The organism is Pseudobacter ginsenosidimutans (genome assembly GCF_007970185.1).
GTDB lineage: Bacteria > Bacteroidota > Bacteroidia > Chitinophagales > Chitinophagaceae > Pseudobacter > Pseudobacter ginsenosidimutans.
In genome coordinates this window covers 3,949,838-3,969,454 of record NZ_CP042431.1, presented here as the reverse complement: position 1 = coordinate 3,969,454, position 19,617 = coordinate 3,949,838, and the positions used below count along the sequence as shown (strand labels likewise).

The following is a 19,617-nucleotide window of genomic DNA, read 5'->3' as shown; positions in this document are numbered from 1 at the left end:
GATTCATTTATGATCTGCTTGCCAATTGACAGTCCCCCCAACTGTTCAGCTACTGCTACTGTACCTTTTTTGAAAAGAGTACTTTTTTTATGGCTGGTCTCCCTCTTGCCGGTGTCGATGGCGATGGCCCAGAACCGGATCAACGGGAAGGTCACCGATAATCAGAACCTTCCGCTGGCAGGAGTTAACGTGACCGTAAAGAACAAAAGCGCGGCCACTTTTACTGATGCAGCCGGTATCTACTCACTGGCCGTTTCCCTGAACGACACATTGGTTTTTACTTCCATCGGTTATTTGAAAAGAGAAGTAAGGGTCACTTCCTTTGAACCGATGAACATTCAATTGTCTTCTGAAAGTATCCAGATGGACCAGGTGGTGGTGGTTGGATACGGCAGACAAAAACTTCCCACAGTAACGGGATCGGTGAGTGTAGTGGCCGGTAAAGACCTGGCGCAGACACCGGTTGCCAATGTTACCAATATGCTGGTGGGGATGGCGCCCGGAATTACGGGTATTCAAAACAGTGGTGAACCTGGTCAGAACGGAACCACTATCCGGATCAGGGGGCTGGCCACCCTCAATGGCTCCAATCCACTGGTGGTGATCGACGGCGTGCAACAACCGGCAGAAAATCCGTTCACCATGCTCAATGCTATCGATGCGAATGATATCGATAATATCAGCATCCTGAAAGACGCGTCTTCCACGGCTGTTTATGGTATCCGCGGCGCCAACGGAGTGATCATCGTCACCACTAAAAGAGGAAGGTCCGGACGCCCTTCCTTCAGCTTCTCCATGAACCGTGGCTACACCAAACCCACATCATTGATCCCCCTGACCAATTCTCACGACTTCGCACAGTCGAGAAATGAAAGCATCAGGAAATTACAATCGTCCGGCAATGGCGCCTACAACAATATGCTGTTTTCTGAAGATGAATTATGGAAATTCCAGAATAACCGGGATTATACACCCGCAGAAGTGGAAGCCATGAACCTTACCCCCGATCAGAAAACAGCCCTGTTGAACAGCCCGGCGCTGTATTATACCAGTCACGACTGGTACAAGGAGTTATTCAATGGCACTGGTATACAAAATCAATACAACCTGAATGCATCCGGAGGGAATGCAAAATTCCGTTACGCCAGTTCAGTAGGATATTTTGATCAGACCGGTATTTTGAATTATACCAAAGCAGCTGGCGCGGATGTGGAACCCAAATTCTCCAGGTATACTTTCAGGAACAATTTCGATATCAATATTACCAGCAATTTTCAGCTGAGCGTAAACGTTAGCGGGCAGTTCCTGCGCAACAAAACCGCCAATCCCAAATCGGATAATTTCAGCAATGTGGAATCTTCGGACCTTGCCGCAAGGTACCAGGCTATCCTGTTCAGCCTGGGATACGGGCCCTTCATATCTCCGGGTATCGTAAATGATCGTATCGTATTGCATTTTGTAGGATCAGACGGTAGTGCCACCAACCCCATCGGAACCATCAGGGGTGGAAACGGCGGTTATCCAAGCCAGGTGATCAATCCGCTGAATGTTGTAACAAGAGGTTACGGTATTACACAGGGCACCAACCTGAGCTCGCAATTGGTACTGAAACATACGATGGATTATTTCACGCCCGGGTTATCCTCCCACCTAACCGTTGCTTACGATGATAACTATACGAAGGGTTATACCATCACACCAGGCGTGCCTACCTATGCGGCCTACAGGGATCCTTCCAATCCTGCCAAAATAGTGTTCATCGGTGGCGCAGTGAATGCAGATAACAGTTTGACGGATTACCTGTTCAATGCCAATTTCCGCAGGACCTATTACGAGGCAGGCCTCGATTATGCAAGGAATTTTGGAAAGCATAATGTTTCCGGTCTTTTGCTGGGCAATGCACAAAAGTATGTGGACAACAGGCTCGCACTGAATACTCCCTCCGGCCTGATGAGCCTGGTGGGCCGCGGCACCTATAATTATGACGAACGTTACCTCACAGAGGTAAACATGGCCTATAACGGAACAGAGCAGTTTGCACCTGGCAGCCGCTTTGGTTTCTTTCCTGCCTTCTCCGCTGGCTGGATCATTTCCAATGAATCCTTCTTCAAATCAAACCCCTGGATCAGTTTTGCCAAAGTCCGTGGATCCTACGGAGAAGTTGGTAATGATCAGATCGCAGCGAGACGTTATCTCTATCTGCCCAATTCCTGGAATATGGGCGATGGCGGAAATGGCTATCACTTTGGAAATACCAATGGCTCCAATGCCAATCCCCTCATCCCTGGCGCCATCGAGTCTTCACTCGGCAACCCTGTTGTTACCTGGGAAAGAGCGCAGAAAACCAACCTGCAACTGGACCTGAAATTCCTGGACAATAAACTGGCATTTTCGGCTACCTGGTTCAGTGAGAAAAGAAAAGACATCCTGGTACAGCCATCCATTATTCCTGCCAGCTTCGGTGTTAGCGGCACTCCTGTATCCAATGTTGGAATGGTCAGCAATAAAGGATGGGAATTTGAACTGGGATGGGATGATAAGATCGGAAAAGATTTCGCCTATTTCATCAAAGCGAATTTCTCCTATGCCAGGAACAAGATCGATTATATGGCCGAAGCTCCCTTCCCCTATTCATGGATGAACCAGACAGGCTTTATGATAGGTCAGCCCAAGGGACTTATCGCCGAAGGATTTTACAATACGCAGGAAGAACTCGCCAACAGACCTTATAACACTTTCAGCAACCTGGTAGACCTGGGTGATATCAAATACAGGGATATCAATGGAGATGGAAAAATAGACAATAGCGACAGGGTTCCGATAGGATATCCTACATTCCCGCTGATCGCTTATAACCTGCGCGCAGGTTTCTCCTACAAGGGATTTGATGTTTCTGCCCTGTTCATCGGAACTGCAAAAGGCTCCTACAATATCGCCAGCACTTACTATGGAGGGAACAGGATTGTGCAGGCAGTGAATGACGGAAGATGGACGGAAGAAAAATACCAGAAAGGAGGCAATATCAGCTATCCCGCCATGAATGCCATCGACGGCGTATCACAGGCTTCAAAACAACTCAGCACATTCTGGTTGAGATCCACAGATTTTGTTCGTCTTAAGAATATTTCTGTCAGCTATACTTTACAGCGGATTGCCTTGCTGCAAAAAGCAGGCATCAAAGGGATCAGTGTTTTCGCCAATGGCAATAACCTGATCACCTGGACGGACCTGGTAGATGGAATTGACCCCGAATCAACCAGCCAGAACAGCAATGGCTACATCTTCCCTTTGATCAAGACCTTCAATTTCGGGCTTAATGTTTCATTTTAATAAACCTGCATGTATGACTAATAATAAAGAGCAGCGTTGGTATAAAAGATTGCTTGCTACAATAGGAATTGCGTGTGTATTAGGCAGCGCTTCCTGCGAAAAAGAATTTCTTCAGGTACCCCCCGGCGGTAGTCCAACCATAGATTCAGTATTCAACCGCGCATCCAATGCATACAATGCCATTGCGGCCGCCTATTTTGCCAACCTGCGCCAGGGGCTGAACTGGACTGGTTATTATTCTCCAAGTACAGATGATCAGCTGGCCGGCAGCCAGGCTTTCTGGGTACAGATCCCCGGTAGTGTTGCAGCTGTTTCCATTCTCGGAGGAGGCTTTACACCTAATTCCAATAGCCAGGACATGGGCTCCAATGGCGGATATGGTAACGACGGTTATACAGACAACTGGCAATGTATCAGAAAAGCATACCTGGTAAAAGAGAACATTCACAAAGTACCCGATATGAGCGATGCGGACAAAGCCATCATCAGAGCTGAAATGAAAGCGCTGGTAGCTTACCGTTATACACAAATGCTCATCATGTACGGTGGTGTTCCCATTGTTTCCGGAAGCTTTCCGCTGACTTCTCTCAATGATCTGGGCTCGCTGGCACTGCCACGTGGCACTGTGAAAAATGTTCTTGACACCATCGTATCCTGGTGTGATGAGGCTGCAGGAGCCCTGCCTTCCCAATGGCCGGGCAATTACCTGGGCAGAATGACGAAGAGCGCTGCACTAGCCATCAAGGCCAAAGCGCTGCTGTACGCAGCACGCCCCCTGTTCAACACTGCTACGCCTTACCTGGATTTCGGTACGAATAATTCAATGATCTGTCTCGGCAGTTTTGATGCAGGCTTATGGGAAAGAGCAAAAACAGCCAGCGAAGCTGTGATCACGGAAGCAGAAGGCCCGGGCGGATTAGCCATTATCAATACAGGCAACCCACTGGCCGATTATGGAACTGCTACATCAACTCCCAGCAACAGGGAAGTGATCCTGGCTTTCAAACAACAGGTCCCCTCTTCAGGAGGCGCAGGCCCCTACAATATCTTCAATGTAACCAACTACAACTACCAGGCCAATGGCGCTGTGCTGTCTTCCAGCATGCTGGAAAACTATTACAAAGCCGATGGTACCGATCAGAGCTGGCCGGCTGTAGGACAAACAGCTCCCTTCTCTGAATACACATCAAAGTTCCTGGAAATGGAAGCAAGGATGCAGGCAGACTTCAACGGCTGGGAAATGCAGGCAGCCAACAACCCGGGTGATCCTAACTGGCATATGACAGCGCACTATAAAGATGTGAATCACTTTGGAGCAGGACAACCAACCAAATTCTGGTACCTGGCAGGCAGCCGCGAATGGATGGACTTCCCCATATTCCGGTTGGCAGCATATTACCTCAGCGCTGCCGAAGCATACAATGAAATGGGAAAACCAACCGAGGCCCTGGCCAAACTCAACGTGGTGCATGAACGCGCAGGACTGCCACCTGTTACTGAAACAGACCAGACCAAACTCAGGAAAATCATACAACGCGAATGGGCCATTGAATTCATCCAGGAAAAATACAGGTTCAACGACCTGAAGCACTGGAAAGACCCCAATATCAACAATGGTATTATCGGTGGACCGATAAGATTTCTGGCCTTTAATAATGGCGGTGACGCATTGCCTACCGGCAATACCAATTATACCAACTCAGTACGGTATAATGGATTCTGGCATCCCAGACAATTCCTGAATCCTTTCCCGCAGGGTGAAGTGAACAAAGGATACCTGGTACAAAACCCCGGCTATTAATGTGCAAACTCATAATCATAGAAGACTTAGCTATATGAAGAATTATTTTACATCAAAAGCAGCAGGCATCCTGATGGCAGCAGCATTCACAGGTTGCACATTATCAGCCGGCGCCCAGTCTGCTTTACAGGATACACTCCGGAGAGCTGCCGGTGAAGCCGGAACGGTCTATGAACCCGGCCCGCTTTTACGCATCTCCAAAGAAAGATCCATCACTTCCAATTCCAATACCACCGGTGAAGTATTGGGAAAGATGCCGGTGGCCAACCTTACCAATACCCTTTATGGAAGGCTCAACGGATTGATGGTAACACAAAATAACGGACAACCCGGTTACGATCAGGCTTCGCTCTTTATGCGCGGCAGGGGTACTTACGATCAGCCCGGCATTGTTTGTTTCGTGGATGGGTTCCAGGTAGATATCTCCTTTTATTTTCAGTACCTGGCCGCCGGAGAAATTGAAAGCATTACACTTTTGAAAGATCCGGTATCACTGGCAACATTCGGCATGAAGGGCGCCAACGGTATTTTATGGGTAACTACCAAACGCGCGGGTTCTGGAAAATTCAAGGTAGATGCACAGCTGATAACAGGCATTCAACAGGCAACCAATATCCGCAAACCATACGATGCTTACAATTATGCCAGGTTATACAATCAGGCCATCAGCAACGACAACTATGCATTGAATGGGAATAAATATATCTGGTCGCCTGCATATAGTGATGCACAGCTACAGGACTACAAAGATGGTAAAGCCACCAATGTTGACTGGTTCAGTGAAGCGTTGAAAAAATCAGCGGCCTTTACCGATGCAAACGTGAACATACAGGGAGGTATAAGCGAAACCGCCAGGTACAACCTGTTTGTGGATTATATGAGCCAGACAGGATTGTACAACGCACCAAAAGATGGAGAGCTGGGAAGCAATACCGGGCTGCGCAGGTTCACCCTTCGTTCAAATATCGATCTCAGGTTCTTCAAAATATTTGAAGGCAGGGTAGACCTGGGAGGAAGAATTGAAAACTATCAATACCCTTTCAGCAACAATACATACGATAACGCGCAGGCTTACTGGAGGCAATTGTCAACATATCCCAACAATATCTACCCTGTAAAAGATCCTGCAACCGGCAATTGGTCAGGGAATACTTTATACCCCAACAATCCCGTTGCTCAACTGAATGCAACAGGTATTTATACTTCGCACGACAGAACGCTGCAAGGTAATTTCAGTCTGAAGGAAGACCTTGGGTTTATTACGCCGGGCTTTTATTTAAGTCAGTCTGTTTCATTCAATACCTGGTCAAGGGTGATCCAGAATAAAACAGCCACCTACGCGAGATTTTATGAAGGACAGCAGGCAACTGCCGACAGAACCACCCAGATCAATTTTGGCGTCAACACACCATACGGACAACTCACCTGGCGTCAATCCAACCTGATGGCAGGATATGATCGAACCTTCAACGATCATGCGATCACTGCTGCTGTGAATTATTATGCAAGCGATATGATCCCTGATGCAAACCAGGACCCATCCAGGATCTCCTACCATTTTCAAAATATAGGAGGACGGGCCAACTACACTTATAAAGGGAAGTACATTGGCGAGATCGGCTGGGGCTATAGCGGCTCCGATAATTATGCCGGAGGGAATCGCTGGAAATTTTATCCCGCGGTATCACTTGGCTGGATTGTTTCCGATGAATCTTTCCTCCAGGATAACAGTTGGATCAGTCATTTGAAACTGAGAGCCGCTGCCGGCAAATCCGGCAATGATCAAACCAATCAGGGCCGCTATCTCTACCAGCAATACTACAGGTATGTGCCGGGCAGCATAACGGGTAACAATAGCCTGAATTACAATAATGGCCTTAGTCTCGGCAGACTTGCATCACCTGATATCACTGCAGAAGAAAGCCTGAAGTATGAAGCCGGCTTCGATCTTGCCCTGCTTAAAAAATTGAACATCAATGCTACCTGGTTCCTGGACAAACGTAGTGGCATCATTTCAAGGAACAACCTGATACCGGGTTATCTCGGGTATACAGGATCAGATATGCTGCCATTGCAAAACATCGGCAAGGTAACCAACAGGGGAATCGAGATGGCTATCAGCTATGCAGATAAAGTGGGCGACCTGCAATATGCGCTGGATCTCATGGGGGCTTATGCCAGCAACAAAATCGATTACCAGGCAGAGATCCCCAACAAGAATAACTTCTCCAATACAACCGGCCGGCCTGTTGGCAGCCCAATGGGGTTGGTGGCCGCCGGCTTTTATCAATTGGAAGATTTCAATGCCGATGGAACATTGAAGGCAGGAGTTCCTGTTCCCGGATTCGGGCCGGTACAACCAGGCGATCTGAAATACCAGGACCTCGATAAGAACGGAGTGATAGATAACACAGATATCACCAGGATCGGCAATCCGGGGTATCCTTCATTTTATTACTCTTTCAATCTGGCATTTACTTATAAGAACTTCGACCTGTCGGCATTGTTCCAGGGAGCATCCGGTCTTAGTGTAAACCTGCTTGGATCAGCTTATAACCAGGTGGTGCCCTTTGCAGGCAATACCACTATCTACCCTATTGCCGGCAATGCCTGGGCTTATTATCCCGATCAGCAGATCGACACACGCAACACGGCAAATTTTCCACGGCTGACCACAATGAGCAACACAAACAATTACACCAATTCAACCTTCTGGATGAAGGATGCCAGTTTCCTGAAATTGCGCTCACTGCAATTGGGTTACAATTTACCGGCATCGCTGATAAAGAATTTACACCTGACCAAACTCAGGGTATTTGCTACTGCCGTCAATCCTGTTATCTGGTCATCTTTCTATAAAGAATACAAACTGGATCCGGAAGCACCCGCAGGTTATCCTGGTATCAAATCTTTCAACGCCGGTGTTTCATTATCCTTTTAAATAAAACAGCAGTTTATGAGATTACTATATAACAGAACAACCAAAGTCATCGCAGGCCTGGCAATCCTCGGGCTGACTGCCTGTAGCAAGGATTTTTTAGACACCAGGCTGGATACACAACCAGGCCAGAACAATGTGGACGGGAACTATACCAGCCTCATACAGTTTGCCAATGCTCCATATGCTTATTTCCAGCAGGTAAACCAGTTTTCGATCCTGGATGGCAACCTCTTTGCGGCAGTGACCGATGAAGCAGTACAAACAAACAGTGTTGGCTCTGTGTATCTTTTCAATAACGGGAACTGGAACCAGTTCACTAATCCCGATGACAGGTACAATCATTATTACGCCGGTATTTATTCTGTCAATTTCTTTTTGGAATATCTCGCAAAAAATGGCGGCAACTACAAAGCGCTGCTTGCTACCAACCGCGATACCATCACGGCAGATACAAAACAAAACTACCTGAATGATGTAGCGCTGATGGCCCGGGCAATTCCTGAAGCACATATCCTTCGTGCATATTTTTATTTTGAGCTGTCAAAAAGATATGGAGGTGTTCCATTGATCACGAAAACATATCCGGCATCTGAAAAACCTTCTGTTGCAGCTTCCACATTTGATGAGGTGGTATCTTATATTATCTCAGAGATCGATACATACAAAAACGACTTGCAGCCCAACTGGAAAACCTCATCCTTCACAAACCAGGATGGAAGGTGGACCGTTGGTGCAGCACTGGCCTTAAAAGCCCGCGTACTATTATATGCAGCGAGCCCGTTACATAACCCCGCCAACAATAATGCAAAATGGCTGGCTGCAGCAGACGCCGCGAAAGAAGCCATCCTTTTTGCCCAACGTACAGACAACGATGGCGGCAGGAATAGTCTAGATGGGAATTACAGGAATTACTTCCTTGGCAGCAATACCTTGTTAAGCAATGAAACGATCCTTGCTATCAGAAACCCTGCCAGCAATGACCTGGAGCGCGCCAACTATCCCATTGCCACAGCCGGTGGCAACAGCGGTATAACGCCAACGCATAACCTGGTAAATGCATATGAATATACCGGCACGCCTGTTCCGGGCAATCCATATGCCAACAGGGACCCCAGGTTAGCTGCATCCATCGTTACCAATGGAAGCACCTGGAATAATCGCGTGATCAATCAGGCGCCAGGTGGTATTGACGACCGAAGAAGGATCAATGCCAGCAAAACAGGTTATTATCTCAGGAAATTCTTGAACGACAATGTAGATCTGGTCAACAATGCAGTTACTCCTCACAACTGGCCTGTATTCCGTTACGGAGAACTGTTACTGGTATACGCTGAAGCGATGAATGAAGCATATGGTCCGGATAATGATAATGGCTCCGGACTAACTGCCCGCCAGGCGCTGAACATGGTACGCGCCAGACCCGGAGTGAATATGCCAGCCACCACCGCTACCGGACAAACAGCTTTCAGGGATGCAGTAAAACATGAACGGAGGATCGAGCTGGCTTTCGAGAATTACAGGTATTGGGATCTGGTTCGCTGGGGCGATGCCGTTACTATTCAAAACCAGCCGGTCACCGGAGTTGAAATAACTCAAAATAACCTGGGAGATTTTATTTACACGCCCAGAACTGTACAAAACCGTGTATTCATCGCTCCCAAAATGAATTACTATCCTTTCCCACAATCTGAAATCAATATTTCAAACGGAGCGCTGATACAGAATCCGGGTTGGTAACAACTAAAAAAATTCAATCATGAACGCCAAGAAAATAACAGCTGCTATATTGACTGTGTTTGCCGTATTGTATCTGTTCACTTCCTGTGAGAAAGACGATTCGGCAAAGGATTATGGCATCCCTCTCATCTATATGCCACAGAGCGTGAATGTATCCCTGGGGCTGAACGCCAATTATCCCGTTCCCAGCTCTTCGAATGGCACCAGCCCTACCGGCGTAAATTATGTGGTAGACGAAAAAAGTGGAAAAGTAAACATCATTTTAGGTGCTGCACTATCTGGTACTGCAACAGGAGCCTATAGCGTGGATATCAAAGTAAACAACGATACTATCCAGAAGCTGTTGAACAGTGGAACGCTGGGGCCTGATTATTTAGCCATGCCAGCTACAGCCTACACCCTTCCAGCCAGACTGGAAGTTCCTTCAAGCGGCTCCGCCACGTTTTATTTGTCGGTAGACAACAGCCTGATCATCGATCCCGCTTACCTCGGCAAACACCTGCTGCTGGCGGTTGAAATAACCAATGCAAGTAAATACAATATCGATAAGGCAAGGGCCACCACCATTGTTGACCTGAATATTGCCGGCCTGTTCCCATCAGCAACAGGCACATCTGAATACAACGTTTCTGAAGGTGTAACCGTTACCTTCACGGGGCAAAACCTGGATAAGGTAACGGCTCTCAATTTCACCACTTCAGCTATCAATATCCCTATCGTTTCTCAAACAGCTACCAGCATAGTAGTAAAGATGCCGGCAATGAATGAAATCTTCAGGAGCACAGTAAACCTTGTTACTCCATTCGGCACCACACAATCCGGTTTTGAACTGGTGAATACAGACAATGCCTACAGAGTATTTACCGATAATTACGGACCCAATATCGGCCGTAACAATGATGGAGATGATTATGGTTCAGAGCAGGCAGTATCCAATTCAATTGTCAAACGGGGTACCAGCTCACTGGCCATCACTTATTACGGGAACAATTACTCTCCGGGCGGACTTGTGAACGCTTCCAACTTCGTAAACGATGGCTACAACTATATCACGTTCTGGGCAAGAAGTACTACCAATGGAACAGGTAATGAAGGTATCCAGATGAGTTTGATGGGAGATGGAATGCCGGAAGGATATGGAAATGATTTCGCCGGTGTAGGCATTATCGTTTCACCCACCTGGACCTATTACAAAATACCCATTGGACCAACTTCCGGAAAACCCATGTGGAGCAAAGGAAATGCATTCAGAAAGTTTGGCTGGAGATTGAACAACTGGAACGTGCCACAGAATGAAGTGGTGTATTTCGATGATATCCTGTTTGTAAAATAGTTGTGTAAGTAATGAAAGTTTTGATAATGAAAGAAGCAACAATTATGATTAAAGCAATCCTGTGCCTGATTCTCGGGGCGAGTGCATCCCATTGCAGCAAGAACTCCACCTCTCCTTCAACACCCGAAGTACAAATACTGAACGGTACAGTGGTAGTGATGTCAGCCGATCCGGTTGCCGGTGATGAATTTACCGGTAATATGTACATCTCATATTCCGGTGGTAACGGAGCAGCTTTCGAAGATGGCAATGCCATTACTTCATCAGGTGTTACAGGTTTGAATGCAGTATTGCAAAAAGGAATATTGGAAAAAGGAATTGGCCATCTTGTTTACAAGATCAATGGAACGGCGGCCGCAGCAGGAAATGCAAATTTCACGCTCTCTTTTGGAGGACAATCTGCCAATGTGAGTGTTCTGGTAACAGAAAAACAAACTGCCAGCAAAATGACCTGGGGATTCTTTGACGATTCAGGCACACCACTCTCCTTCTATGACGGGTTTGGAAAGAAGCCAAGCATGGTAATGATGTTCGATCTCTGGGACCTGACTGGCAACAGGGACTTCCCCACTGCATTCTGCAATAATGCAGATGCTGCCGGTTACCTCCCGCATATTACCCTGGAACCAAAGATGGGACTGGTGGAACTCATGTCTGGTAAATATGATGCAGATATTCAGGAATACGGACAGGCAATTGCCGCATTCGGCAAACCCATCATCCTGCGCTTTGCCCATGAATTCAATGGCGACTGGTATCCCTGGAGCATCTTCAATGGCGCCCTGGTGCCAGCATCCACTTATGTGCAGGCGTTCAGGTATGTGCAAGACAAGATGAAAGCAGCAGGAGCCGTGAATGCCCGCTGGGCATGGTCTCCCAATAATGCAAATGGCGCCAATAATCCGCAGACACTGGACTCATACTATCCCGGTGATGAGTATGTAGATATCATCGGAATGGATGGCTATAATTTCGGAACATCCCAGAACTGGTCAAGCTGGCAAAGCTTTTCACAGGTTTTTGGAAATCTCTATAACTGGATAACCGGTACGCACCCAAACAAACCAATCTTTATTGCTGAAATGGGTTGCTCCTCTACTGGCGGAAACAAAGCCGGATGGATCAATGATATGTTTCTCCAGCTTGAAACAAATTTCCCTAAGATCAGTTCCATCGTCTGGTTTAATATCGATAAAGAAACAGACTGGCGCTTCACTGTGGACCAGAACAGTATCGATGCTTTCAAAGCCGGACTGAATGGGTCCCGCGTCATAAGTGACCGAACCCTGGGAGGGATTATTAAATAACACAAACAATGAGGAAACTATGATCAGGTTCGTACCCTATGCATTACTGATATGCACAATGGCCTGCAGCCAAACGACAGAGAAACCTGTTTATTTACGCAGTGATGCAAAAACGGAAGACCGGGTTACAGATCTGCTGAAGCGAATGACAGTAGAAGAAAAAGCCGGACAGCTCAATCAACTGGCCGGCGATCTGAATACCGGCCCTGCATCAGGAAATGCAGACTGGCAGCATAAGCTGGAAGCCATCAAAAACGGACAGGTAGGCTCTATGCTGAATGTAGTAGGCGCTGCAAAAACCCGGCAGGTGCAGGAAGCCGCGCTGGCCGGCAGACTGGGTATTCCACTGCTCTTTGGATATGATGTGATGCACGGCTATAAGACCATCTTCCCGATCCCGCTGGCAGAAGCCTGTAGCTGGGAGCTTGAACAGGTGGAACGCAATCACGCTGTTGCAGCTGCTGAATCTTCCTCCGCAGGTGTTCACTGGACTTTCGGTCCGATGTGTGATATCAGTGACGATCCACGATGGGGTCGTGTAATGGAAGGCGCTGGCGAAGACCCCTGGTATGGAGCACAACTGGCTGCCGCACGCGTCAAAGGTTTGCAGGGAAACCTGGATACCAACCATATTCTTGCCTGTGTAAAACATTTTGCAGCTTATGGAGCCGTAGAAGGCGGAAAAGAATATGCCTATACAGATCTTTCGCGTGTAGCATTGTGGAATAAATACATGCCTCCTTATAAAGCCGCTATCGATGCCGGTATCGCTACAGTTATGAACGGATTCACCACTTTTGAAGGTATACCGGTTACGGGCAACCGATACCTGGTAACGGATGTATTGAAAAACAAATGGAATTTCAAAGGCTTTGTAGTGAGCGACTGGAACTCCATTGGTGAAATGGTGAACTGGGGTTATGCTGCAGACAAAAAAGACGCAGCCTTCAAAGCCATTTCAGCCGGCAGTATGATGGATATGGAAACACAGGCCATGGTTAAGTTTATTCCCGAATTGGTGAAGGAGGGAAAAATACAGATGAAAGAGATCGATGACGCAGTGGGCAGGATATTGTATTATAAATTCAAGCTGGGGCTCTTCGATAATCCTTTTGCTTATTGCAATGAAGCAAGAGAGAAAGCAACTTTGTTCAGCAATGAGAACAGAAAGCAGTCGCTGGAAGCTGCAAAGCGATCGATAGTTTTATTGAAAAACGAAAACAAAGTACTGCCGCTGAAAAAAGAAGTAAAAAAGATAGCCCTGATCGGTTTGTATGCCAGTGACAAGTCGCATATATTCGATTTCTGGAAAGGCCAGGGTAACCCCAATGATGCCGTTTCACTGCAGGAAGGAATGGCTGCGGCTTTTGGTACATCCTCCATCAGCTACAGCGCCGGATACGTTGATCTTTCCACCACTACCAACAAATCGTTGATTGCAGAAGCCGTTGCCAAAACCCGCTCTGCAGATATAGCAGTGGTGAATATCGGGCTTTCCGGAGACCTGGCAGGAGAAGACAGGTCCCTCGCCAATATTGCGATCCCGGCAGACCAGGTTGAACTGCTGAAGGAGTTGAAGAAAACAGGTAAACCTGTAATAGCCGTGGTTTCAGCAGGCCGCCCGATGATCCTTACGGAAATAACAGATCTCTGCGATGCTATTCTCTACACCTGGATCTTAGGCTCTGAAAGTGGAAACGCCATTGCTCAGGTACTGGCTGGTGAATACAATCCGTCCGGAAAAACAGTAATGAGCTTTCCGAAAGCAACCGGACAGATCCCTGTTTATTATAATCATTTCAAAACCGGTCGTCCTTCCACTACCGACGGAAAAGGGAACTGGTACAGCCGCTATCGGGATGTAGACAATCATCCATTGTATCCCTTTGGTTTTGGCCTGAGTTATTCTCATTTCACTTACAGCAACCTGACGCTTAGTGATAGCATTTTAGATAACAACCACACTTTACAGGTGAAAGTCACCATCACCAATGATGGAGATCATGATGGAGAGGAAGTTGCCCAGTTGTACATCAATGATGTTGCGGCTTCCATTGTCCGGCCTGTAAAAGAACTGAAAGGATATCAGAAGATCATGCTGAAGAAAGGCGAATCAAAGACAATTCAGTTTACACTCGGCAGTAGTGACCTGTCTTTTTATGACGCTTCCGGAAATAGTGTTGTGGAGCCGGGAAAATTTGAAGTGTTTGTTGGAGGTAATTCAAGGGATGTGTTGCAGGAGCAGTTCTGGCTGAAGTAGAACTCCTTCCAATTAAAAAGAGGATGACTCAACTTTGAGTTATCCTCTTTTTAATTATATAAAACACTAATGGATTATCTACCTTCTTGTATACCTGATCATATTTCCTGTTCCTGGTCCGATAGAATAATTCAATAAGTATTTGCCATTATACAATCCGGCACCTGTAAAATAGCCGAACGCGCCGATGAAGTCTGTCCCATAATTGAATTCTATTTTGAACGCGGTGAGCTGCCCCTTATCCTCGATATAGGTCACGCGGCTAAAACTCACTTTGGACCAGTCCGAAAGACCGAAGGAGGCCAGGCGATTCCGCAATTTCCCGAAATCATCTCTTACCTCGGAAGTAATCTTAACGGAAGGCGCGAGACATCGCAACCAGGTTGTGCTGTCATTATTTTTTAAGGCATTCACCAGTACCCTGCCCAGTTCATCGCCCGTTTTTCCACCAACGAACTTGCGCGAAGGATCTGCATTCTCCGGACTATAGCCCTTCACCAGCGTGGGTCCGGCTGGCTCAGGAGTAGCAGAAATGGAATTATCCCACCAGTCTGCCATATGAATGTCTGACTGCGAAGACCCGGGCATCACGGTAATAATTATGCGCTGATGGGAAGTATCGGTAAAATTAGACTTCACATTGGGAGTATGATAGGCTTTTTGTCCTTTCAAAAAACCTACCATCGCATATACCTGGTAATTGCCTGCAGGCAGTTCCATTTTATAGGTTCGTTTGTCTGGACGAACATCCTGTTTTTTAGCCTGATGAACCTGGCCGGTTTGCATGCTCACTGCATAAACAGCAAAATCTGCGGGTATCTGATCACTGGGATAAAATAATTTCCCGGAAATGGTTCCTTTACCGGAGGGCTGCGCTTCGGTTGTTGTTGCAGTAGCATTCCCATCATTGTTGGCGATGGCAGGTTCTGCCTGGTTTGTTGCCGGTATTTGCTGAGCTGGGAGGGCATCCTTTGCCTTTACTGTATCGCCGGAAACTGGAGTGATGGTTGGAGCAACAGCAACCGGAGTTGACGGTGTCAGCAGTTTCACCAATTCTGCACCATAACTATCTTCCACTTTGAGCAGTCGCCAGTTTTCGAGCAGAACTTCCGATCGTTTGACTGCATAATTGGTAAAATAACCAGAGAGACCATTTCCACTTTTATCGAACTCCAGAATAAAATCACCAGCGATTAAATTAGCAGGCGCCTTCTTCAAACGCCCGTCGAATTTGAATTTCAATTGTGGGCCATTGTCACCCGAAATAAATTCGCCATCATACAACCTCGCTTCATTAAAAGCATCTTCCTTCATTTCAAAATACGACAGGAATACCTTAGTCTTACCTTCCTGATCACCAGGTTTGATCACCAGCAGGCATTTGCCTGCATCGGACCATTTGCCAGTGAACCACGACACGGTTCCGGCCCAGGTGCCGTTGAACCGGGGATCTGATTGCGCCATTGCAATGCAACAAGAGCAAACCAAAAGCCAGCAGATGCAAATCCACTTTACATAAAAAGAGAATGATCTCATATTATTGTTTTTGATAGAAATCGACGTTGAATGCCAGCAATGAAATAAGTAACGATAGGGATGACGGAAGTACACGAACTAAACAGGGCGAGGCAAAATAATCATTTTTTTCTTTTTCAACGAATCTTCAGGGATCTGATACCCGCGTTAACTCCCGGCGCCCGTTTGTCTAACTATAGTCATCTATGCTCACTTCGTATTCTTTTGTGTTGATTGGGAGGAATTCTAGTCCAATATTGAACAATCCATCGGAAAACAGAACAACCCGGTTGTTACATTTTTCCAAAATCTTTCCTGAATGCAGTTATCGGACGGCAGTAATTATTTGTAGATTTAGTAACAAGAAAAAACTAAATCTATGCGTATTGGGTTTGTTTTCATATTATCAGCAGGTTTATTCCTGCAGGCCTGCAATTCACAAAAGACTTCCGCGGGCAGCGATAGCGCTGCCACACAATATACCGGTGAAGGATACCGTCTGGTATGGTCGGATGAATTCAATCACCCAGGCCGGCCGGACTCATCCAAATGGAATTATGAACAGGGTTTTGTACGTAACGAAGAATTCCAATGGTACCAGCCGGAGAATGCCCGTTGTGAAAAGGGGGTGCTTGTGATAGAAGCACGCAGGGAAGAAAGACCCAATCCGGGATATTCAGCAGATGCGAAAGACTGGCGCGGAAAGAGGCCATCCGTCGCATATACATCCAGCTGCCTCATCACCTCAGGCAAGGCCCAATGGCAATACGGCCGTTTTGAAATGCGTGGCCGGATCGATATCAGTGATGGACTATGGCCTGCCTGGTGGACACTGGGGATGGACAAACCCTGGCCCGCCAATGGAGAGATCGATATCATGGAGTATTATCGAAAAATGTTACTGGCGAATATTGTTTGTTTAGGCAGGCAAGGCCGTCAGGAATGGCATAGCAATACTTTTTCCACTGATTCACTGGGCGGCAAAGCCTGGGCGAATAAATTTCATGTATGGCGAATGGACTGGACAGAAAAACATATTGCCTTGTATATCGATGATCAATTGCTGAACAAAGTGCCAACGGATTCATTGCTGAATAAGGATGGATCGGGATTCAATCCTTTCAAACAACCACATTATATGTTGCTGAACCTGGCCATCGGCGGACAGAATGGAGGCAATCCGGAAAACACATCTTTCCCACGCAGGTTTGAAGTGGATTGGGTGAGGGTATATCAGAAGCTGTAACATTTGATACTGTCGATCAATTCCAGAAACCCTTCGTTCCTGAAGATCTTCATACCCTGCCTGTCTTCAGTGGATTGAAGGCAGGAATTATTTTATATGACTATATACTTTAGAAACCAGTTCTACGGTATTCTTGACCTTGAACTTGTTCTTGAGGTTCTTTTTATGGGTAACCACCGTGGTTTCACTAATGAACAGGATCTGCGCTATCTCCTTGGCGCAAAGCCCTTCGGCCAGCAGCCCCAGCACTTCCTTTTCCCTCCTGGTAAGAACAGGCGCCGGCTCAAATGGCGCATGCCTTTCAACCGGTTCCATTTCCGGCTGCGCTGCTATCTTATAATCCCGCAATGATTGCTTCACCACATTAGCCTGAACCGCATTACCCAACAAATCAGGAAAATGCTGATACAGGTAGTGAATAAAATTGTGCGTACTGAAGAAATGATCACGAATGATCGTATGGATCTGTTCCAACAGCACATTGTCTTTTAGCATCATGGTTTTCGATTTTGCCTGCACAAAATGGTTATGCTAAATCAGGCGCCTGCTGCCTTTCAGCAATTTTTATTTGCCGGGTCGGGAGGTATATTGTGGTGGGGATTGCTAAGATAAGTACTAGAATATAAAGCTAAGATTATATTTCTGAAAATAATCAGAAATGAGGATACCACTTAGTGGTATTCTTTGAAAACCAGCTCCTCCAATTTTCATATTTCCTCAAAAATGAGGATTGACTTCGCTTTCACATGATCTTACTTTTGATATTGAATTAACAGGTTCTCTTACTTTATAACGATAATGAGTAACCGATTTTATCATGAAACCACATCTTATCATAAAATTGAAAACAGGAATAGACGCTATCGATGCGCCTTACTGGGTTGATTTTATAGATAACAGGTCGATGGCTGTGGACAGGTTCCAGCGGGATATCGACAAACTGATGCAGAACAACCAACTCAGGTTCTGGGTCACCAAAGAATACAAACCCAAACAACAACGCTCCGTTGATCCCGTTACCAACGGATGGAGCAAAGAAGAAGTTGAATCAGGCCTCAACCGGATTTACCGTATCATATTACAGGAAGACAAAAATCTGCCTCCTGCACTGGTAGAGCAGATCAGGCTGATCCCCGTAGTGGAAAAAGCACAACCGGGGATCATCGGCATTTCTGAACTGCCCGATGCAGCCCTCTCCTTTTCACAGGCATCCAATCTCGACAGATCGGCCAAACAGATCTTCCTTGAAGAAGCACAACTCTACAGTAAAGGACATCCCGCGGTAAAGATCGCAGTACTCGATACCGGTGTAGACCTTAGTCATCCTGAGATCCGGCATTCACTCCTTCCAGGTATGGATTTCGTGGATATCCTCGACGGCGCAGATCGTTTCATCGGGGACTTCGTGGGAGAGGATTCCGAACCGGACGATGAAGTGGGTCATGGCTCGCATGTAACCGGCATCCTCTGCGCCAAAGGGATCAAAATGCCGATGGGCGTTGTGCCTGAATGCAAAGTGATCCCCGTGCGCGTACTCGGAGCCATGAACAACCAGGGTAAGAAAGTAGGCGCCGGCCTGATCGATAATATCAGCGCAGGTATCAAATGGGCTGTTGACCAGGGCGCGGATATCATCAATATGAGCCTCGGCGTAAAACATACCGGAGGAGGACTTCCACATAAGGAAGTGATCGAGTATGCCATCAGGAAAGGAGTGACTGTAGTGGCTGCGTCCGGAAATGATGGCAGCAATGATCGCTACTATCCCGGCGCACTCAACAATGTGATAGCTGTGGGCGCCGTGGATTATGACGATAAGATCACTGGCTTCTCTACTTACGGCAATCATATTTCACTTGTTGCGCCCGGTTTCCAGGTATACAGCGCCGGCCTCGGTCATGGATACTCGTTTGCTTCCGGCACTTCCCAGGCATCGCCCTTCGTGGCGGGAGCCATCGCACTGCTTAAATCCTATGCATTGAAAAGATCCAGGAAACTGACAGACGCTCAGCTGAAACATATTCTGAAAATGACGGCAGACAGAAACTTCCCGGGGTTCAAGGATATCAGGTACGGATATGGAAAGATCAACCTGATGGACGCCATCAAGTTCATGGACTATAAATTTTTTAACAATTAAACGCCAA

The 19,617-nt window shown here is 46.9% G+C and carries 11 protein-coding genes; 9 read left to right on the top strand and 2 right to left on the bottom strand.

The genetic code is table 11. The annotated features are described in order from the left end of the window. Nucleotides 1-69 precede the first annotated feature (69 nt). Genes FSB84_RS15960 through bglX form a run of 7 tightly spaced genes read left to right on the top strand, consistent with a single transcriptional unit; the run spans nt 70 to nt 14,709 of the window. Nucleotides 70-3,330: a SusC/RagA family TonB-linked outer membrane protein gene (locus FSB84_RS15960; protein ID WP_158643938.1), complete on the top strand. Its 3,261-nt coding sequence runs from the start codon at nt 70-72 to the stop codon at nt 3,328-3,330. Between the two features lie 13 nt (nt 3,331-3,343). After that, nucleotides 3,344-5,131: a RagB/SusD family nutrient uptake outer membrane protein gene (locus FSB84_RS15955; RefSeq protein ID WP_158643937.1), complete on the top strand. Its 1,788-nt coding sequence runs from the start codon at nt 3,344-3,346 to the stop codon at nt 5,129-5,131. A 34-nt stretch (nt 5,132-5,165) separates the two neighbouring features. Continuing rightward, entirely contained in the window at nt 5,166-8,072 is a 2,907-nt protein-coding gene (locus FSB84_RS15950) for a SusC/RagA family TonB-linked outer membrane protein (protein WP_130538932.1), read from the top strand. A 15-nt stretch (nt 8,073-8,087) separates the two neighbouring features. Next, nucleotides 8,088-9,809: a RagB/SusD family nutrient uptake outer membrane protein gene (locus tag FSB84_RS15945; protein ID WP_130538931.1), complete on the top strand. Its 1,722-nt coding sequence runs from the start codon at nt 8,088-8,090 to the stop codon at nt 9,807-9,809. A 19-nt stretch (nt 9,810-9,828) separates the two neighbouring features. Continuing rightward, nucleotides 9,829-11,142, top strand: a complete 1,314-nt coding sequence (locus FSB84_RS15940) for a DUF1735 domain-containing protein (protein WP_130538930.1) — start codon at nt 9,829-9,831, stop codon at nt 11,140-11,142. 44 nt (nt 11,143-11,186) lie between these two features. Then, complete coding sequence (locus tag FSB84_RS15935; RefSeq protein WP_158643936.1) at nt 11,187-12,449, top strand: glycoside hydrolase family 26 protein; 1,263 nt, start codon at nt 11,187-11,189, stop codon at nt 12,447-12,449. A gap of 19 nt (nt 12,450-12,468) precedes the next feature. Continuing rightward, the gene (bglX, locus tag FSB84_RS15930) at nt 12,469-14,709 is read left to right on the top strand and encodes a beta-glucosidase BglX (RefSeq protein WP_130538928.1); all 2,241 of its coding nucleotides are present in this window, start codon (nt 12,469-12,471) and stop codon (nt 14,707-14,709) included. A 78-nt stretch (nt 14,710-14,787) separates the two neighbouring features. Here bglX and FSB84_RS15925 read toward each other — a convergent pair whose 3' ends face one another. After that, nucleotides 14,788-16,173, bottom strand: coding sequence for a hypothetical protein (locus FSB84_RS15925; protein ID WP_158643935.1), 1,386 nt, complete (start codon nt 16,171-16,173; stop codon nt 14,788-14,790). A gap of 430 nt (nt 16,174-16,603) precedes the next feature. On the opposite strand from FSB84_RS15925, the gene FSB84_RS15920 reads away from it, so the two are divergent. Then, entirely contained in the window at nt 16,604-17,470 is an 867-nt protein-coding gene (locus FSB84_RS15920) for a glycoside hydrolase family 16 protein (protein WP_130538926.1), read from the top strand. 87 nt (nt 17,471-17,557) lie between these two features. Here the strand turns inward: FSB84_RS15920 and FSB84_RS15915 are convergent, their stop codons facing one another. After that, a complete protein-coding gene (locus FSB84_RS15915) occupies nt 17,558-17,968 on the bottom strand; it encodes a response regulator transcription factor (RefSeq protein ID WP_130538925.1) in 411 nt (136 codons plus the stop codon). Between the two features lie 319 nt (nt 17,969-18,287). Here FSB84_RS15915 and FSB84_RS15910 point away from each other — a divergent pair, with 319 nt between their 5' ends. Continuing rightward, the gene (locus tag FSB84_RS15910; RefSeq protein ID WP_130538924.1) at nt 18,288-19,610 is read left to right on the top strand and encodes a S8 family peptidase; all 1,323 of its coding nucleotides are present in this window, start codon (nt 18,288-18,290) and stop codon (nt 19,608-19,610) included. Nucleotides 19,611-19,617 lie beyond the last annotated feature (7 nt).

What these genes read in the sequence shown, in the direction of transcription:
- FSB84_RS15920 (WP_130538926.1), top strand. Translation starts at nt 16,604, where the DNA reads ATGCGTATTGGGTTTGTTTTCATATTATCAGCAGGTTTATTCCTGCAG.
- FSB84_RS15945 (WP_130538931.1), top strand. Translation starts at nt 8,088, where the DNA reads ATGAGATTACTATATAACAGAACAACCAAAGTCATCGCAGGCCTGGCA.
- FSB84_RS15955 (WP_158643937.1), top strand. Translation starts at nt 3,344, where the DNA reads ATGACTAATAATAAAGAGCAGCGTTGGTATAAAAGATTGCTTGCTACA.
- bglX (WP_130538928.1), top strand. Translation starts at nt 12,469, where the DNA reads ATGATCAGGTTCGTACCCTATGCATTACTGATATGCACAATGGCCTGC.
- FSB84_RS15935 (WP_158643936.1), top strand. Translation starts at nt 11,187, where the DNA reads ATGATTAAAGCAATCCTGTGCCTGATTCTCGGGGCGAGTGCATCCCAT.
- FSB84_RS15940 (WP_130538930.1), top strand. Translation starts at nt 9,829, where the DNA reads ATGAACGCCAAGAAAATAACAGCTGCTATATTGACTGTGTTTGCCGTA.
- FSB84_RS15950 (WP_130538932.1), top strand. Translation starts at nt 5,166, where the DNA reads ATGAAGAATTATTTTACATCAAAAGCAGCAGGCATCCTGATGGCAGCA.
- FSB84_RS15910 (WP_130538924.1), top strand. Translation starts at nt 18,288, where the DNA reads ATGAAACCACATCTTATCATAAAATTGAAAACAGGAATAGACGCTATC.
- FSB84_RS15915 (WP_130538925.1), bottom strand. Translation starts at nt 17,968, where the DNA reads ATGATGCTAAAAGACAATGTGCTGTTGGAACAGATCCATACGATCATT.
- FSB84_RS15925 (WP_158643935.1), bottom strand. Translation starts at nt 16,173, where the DNA reads ATGGCGCAATCAGATCCCCGGTTCAACGGCACCTGGGCCGGAACCGTG.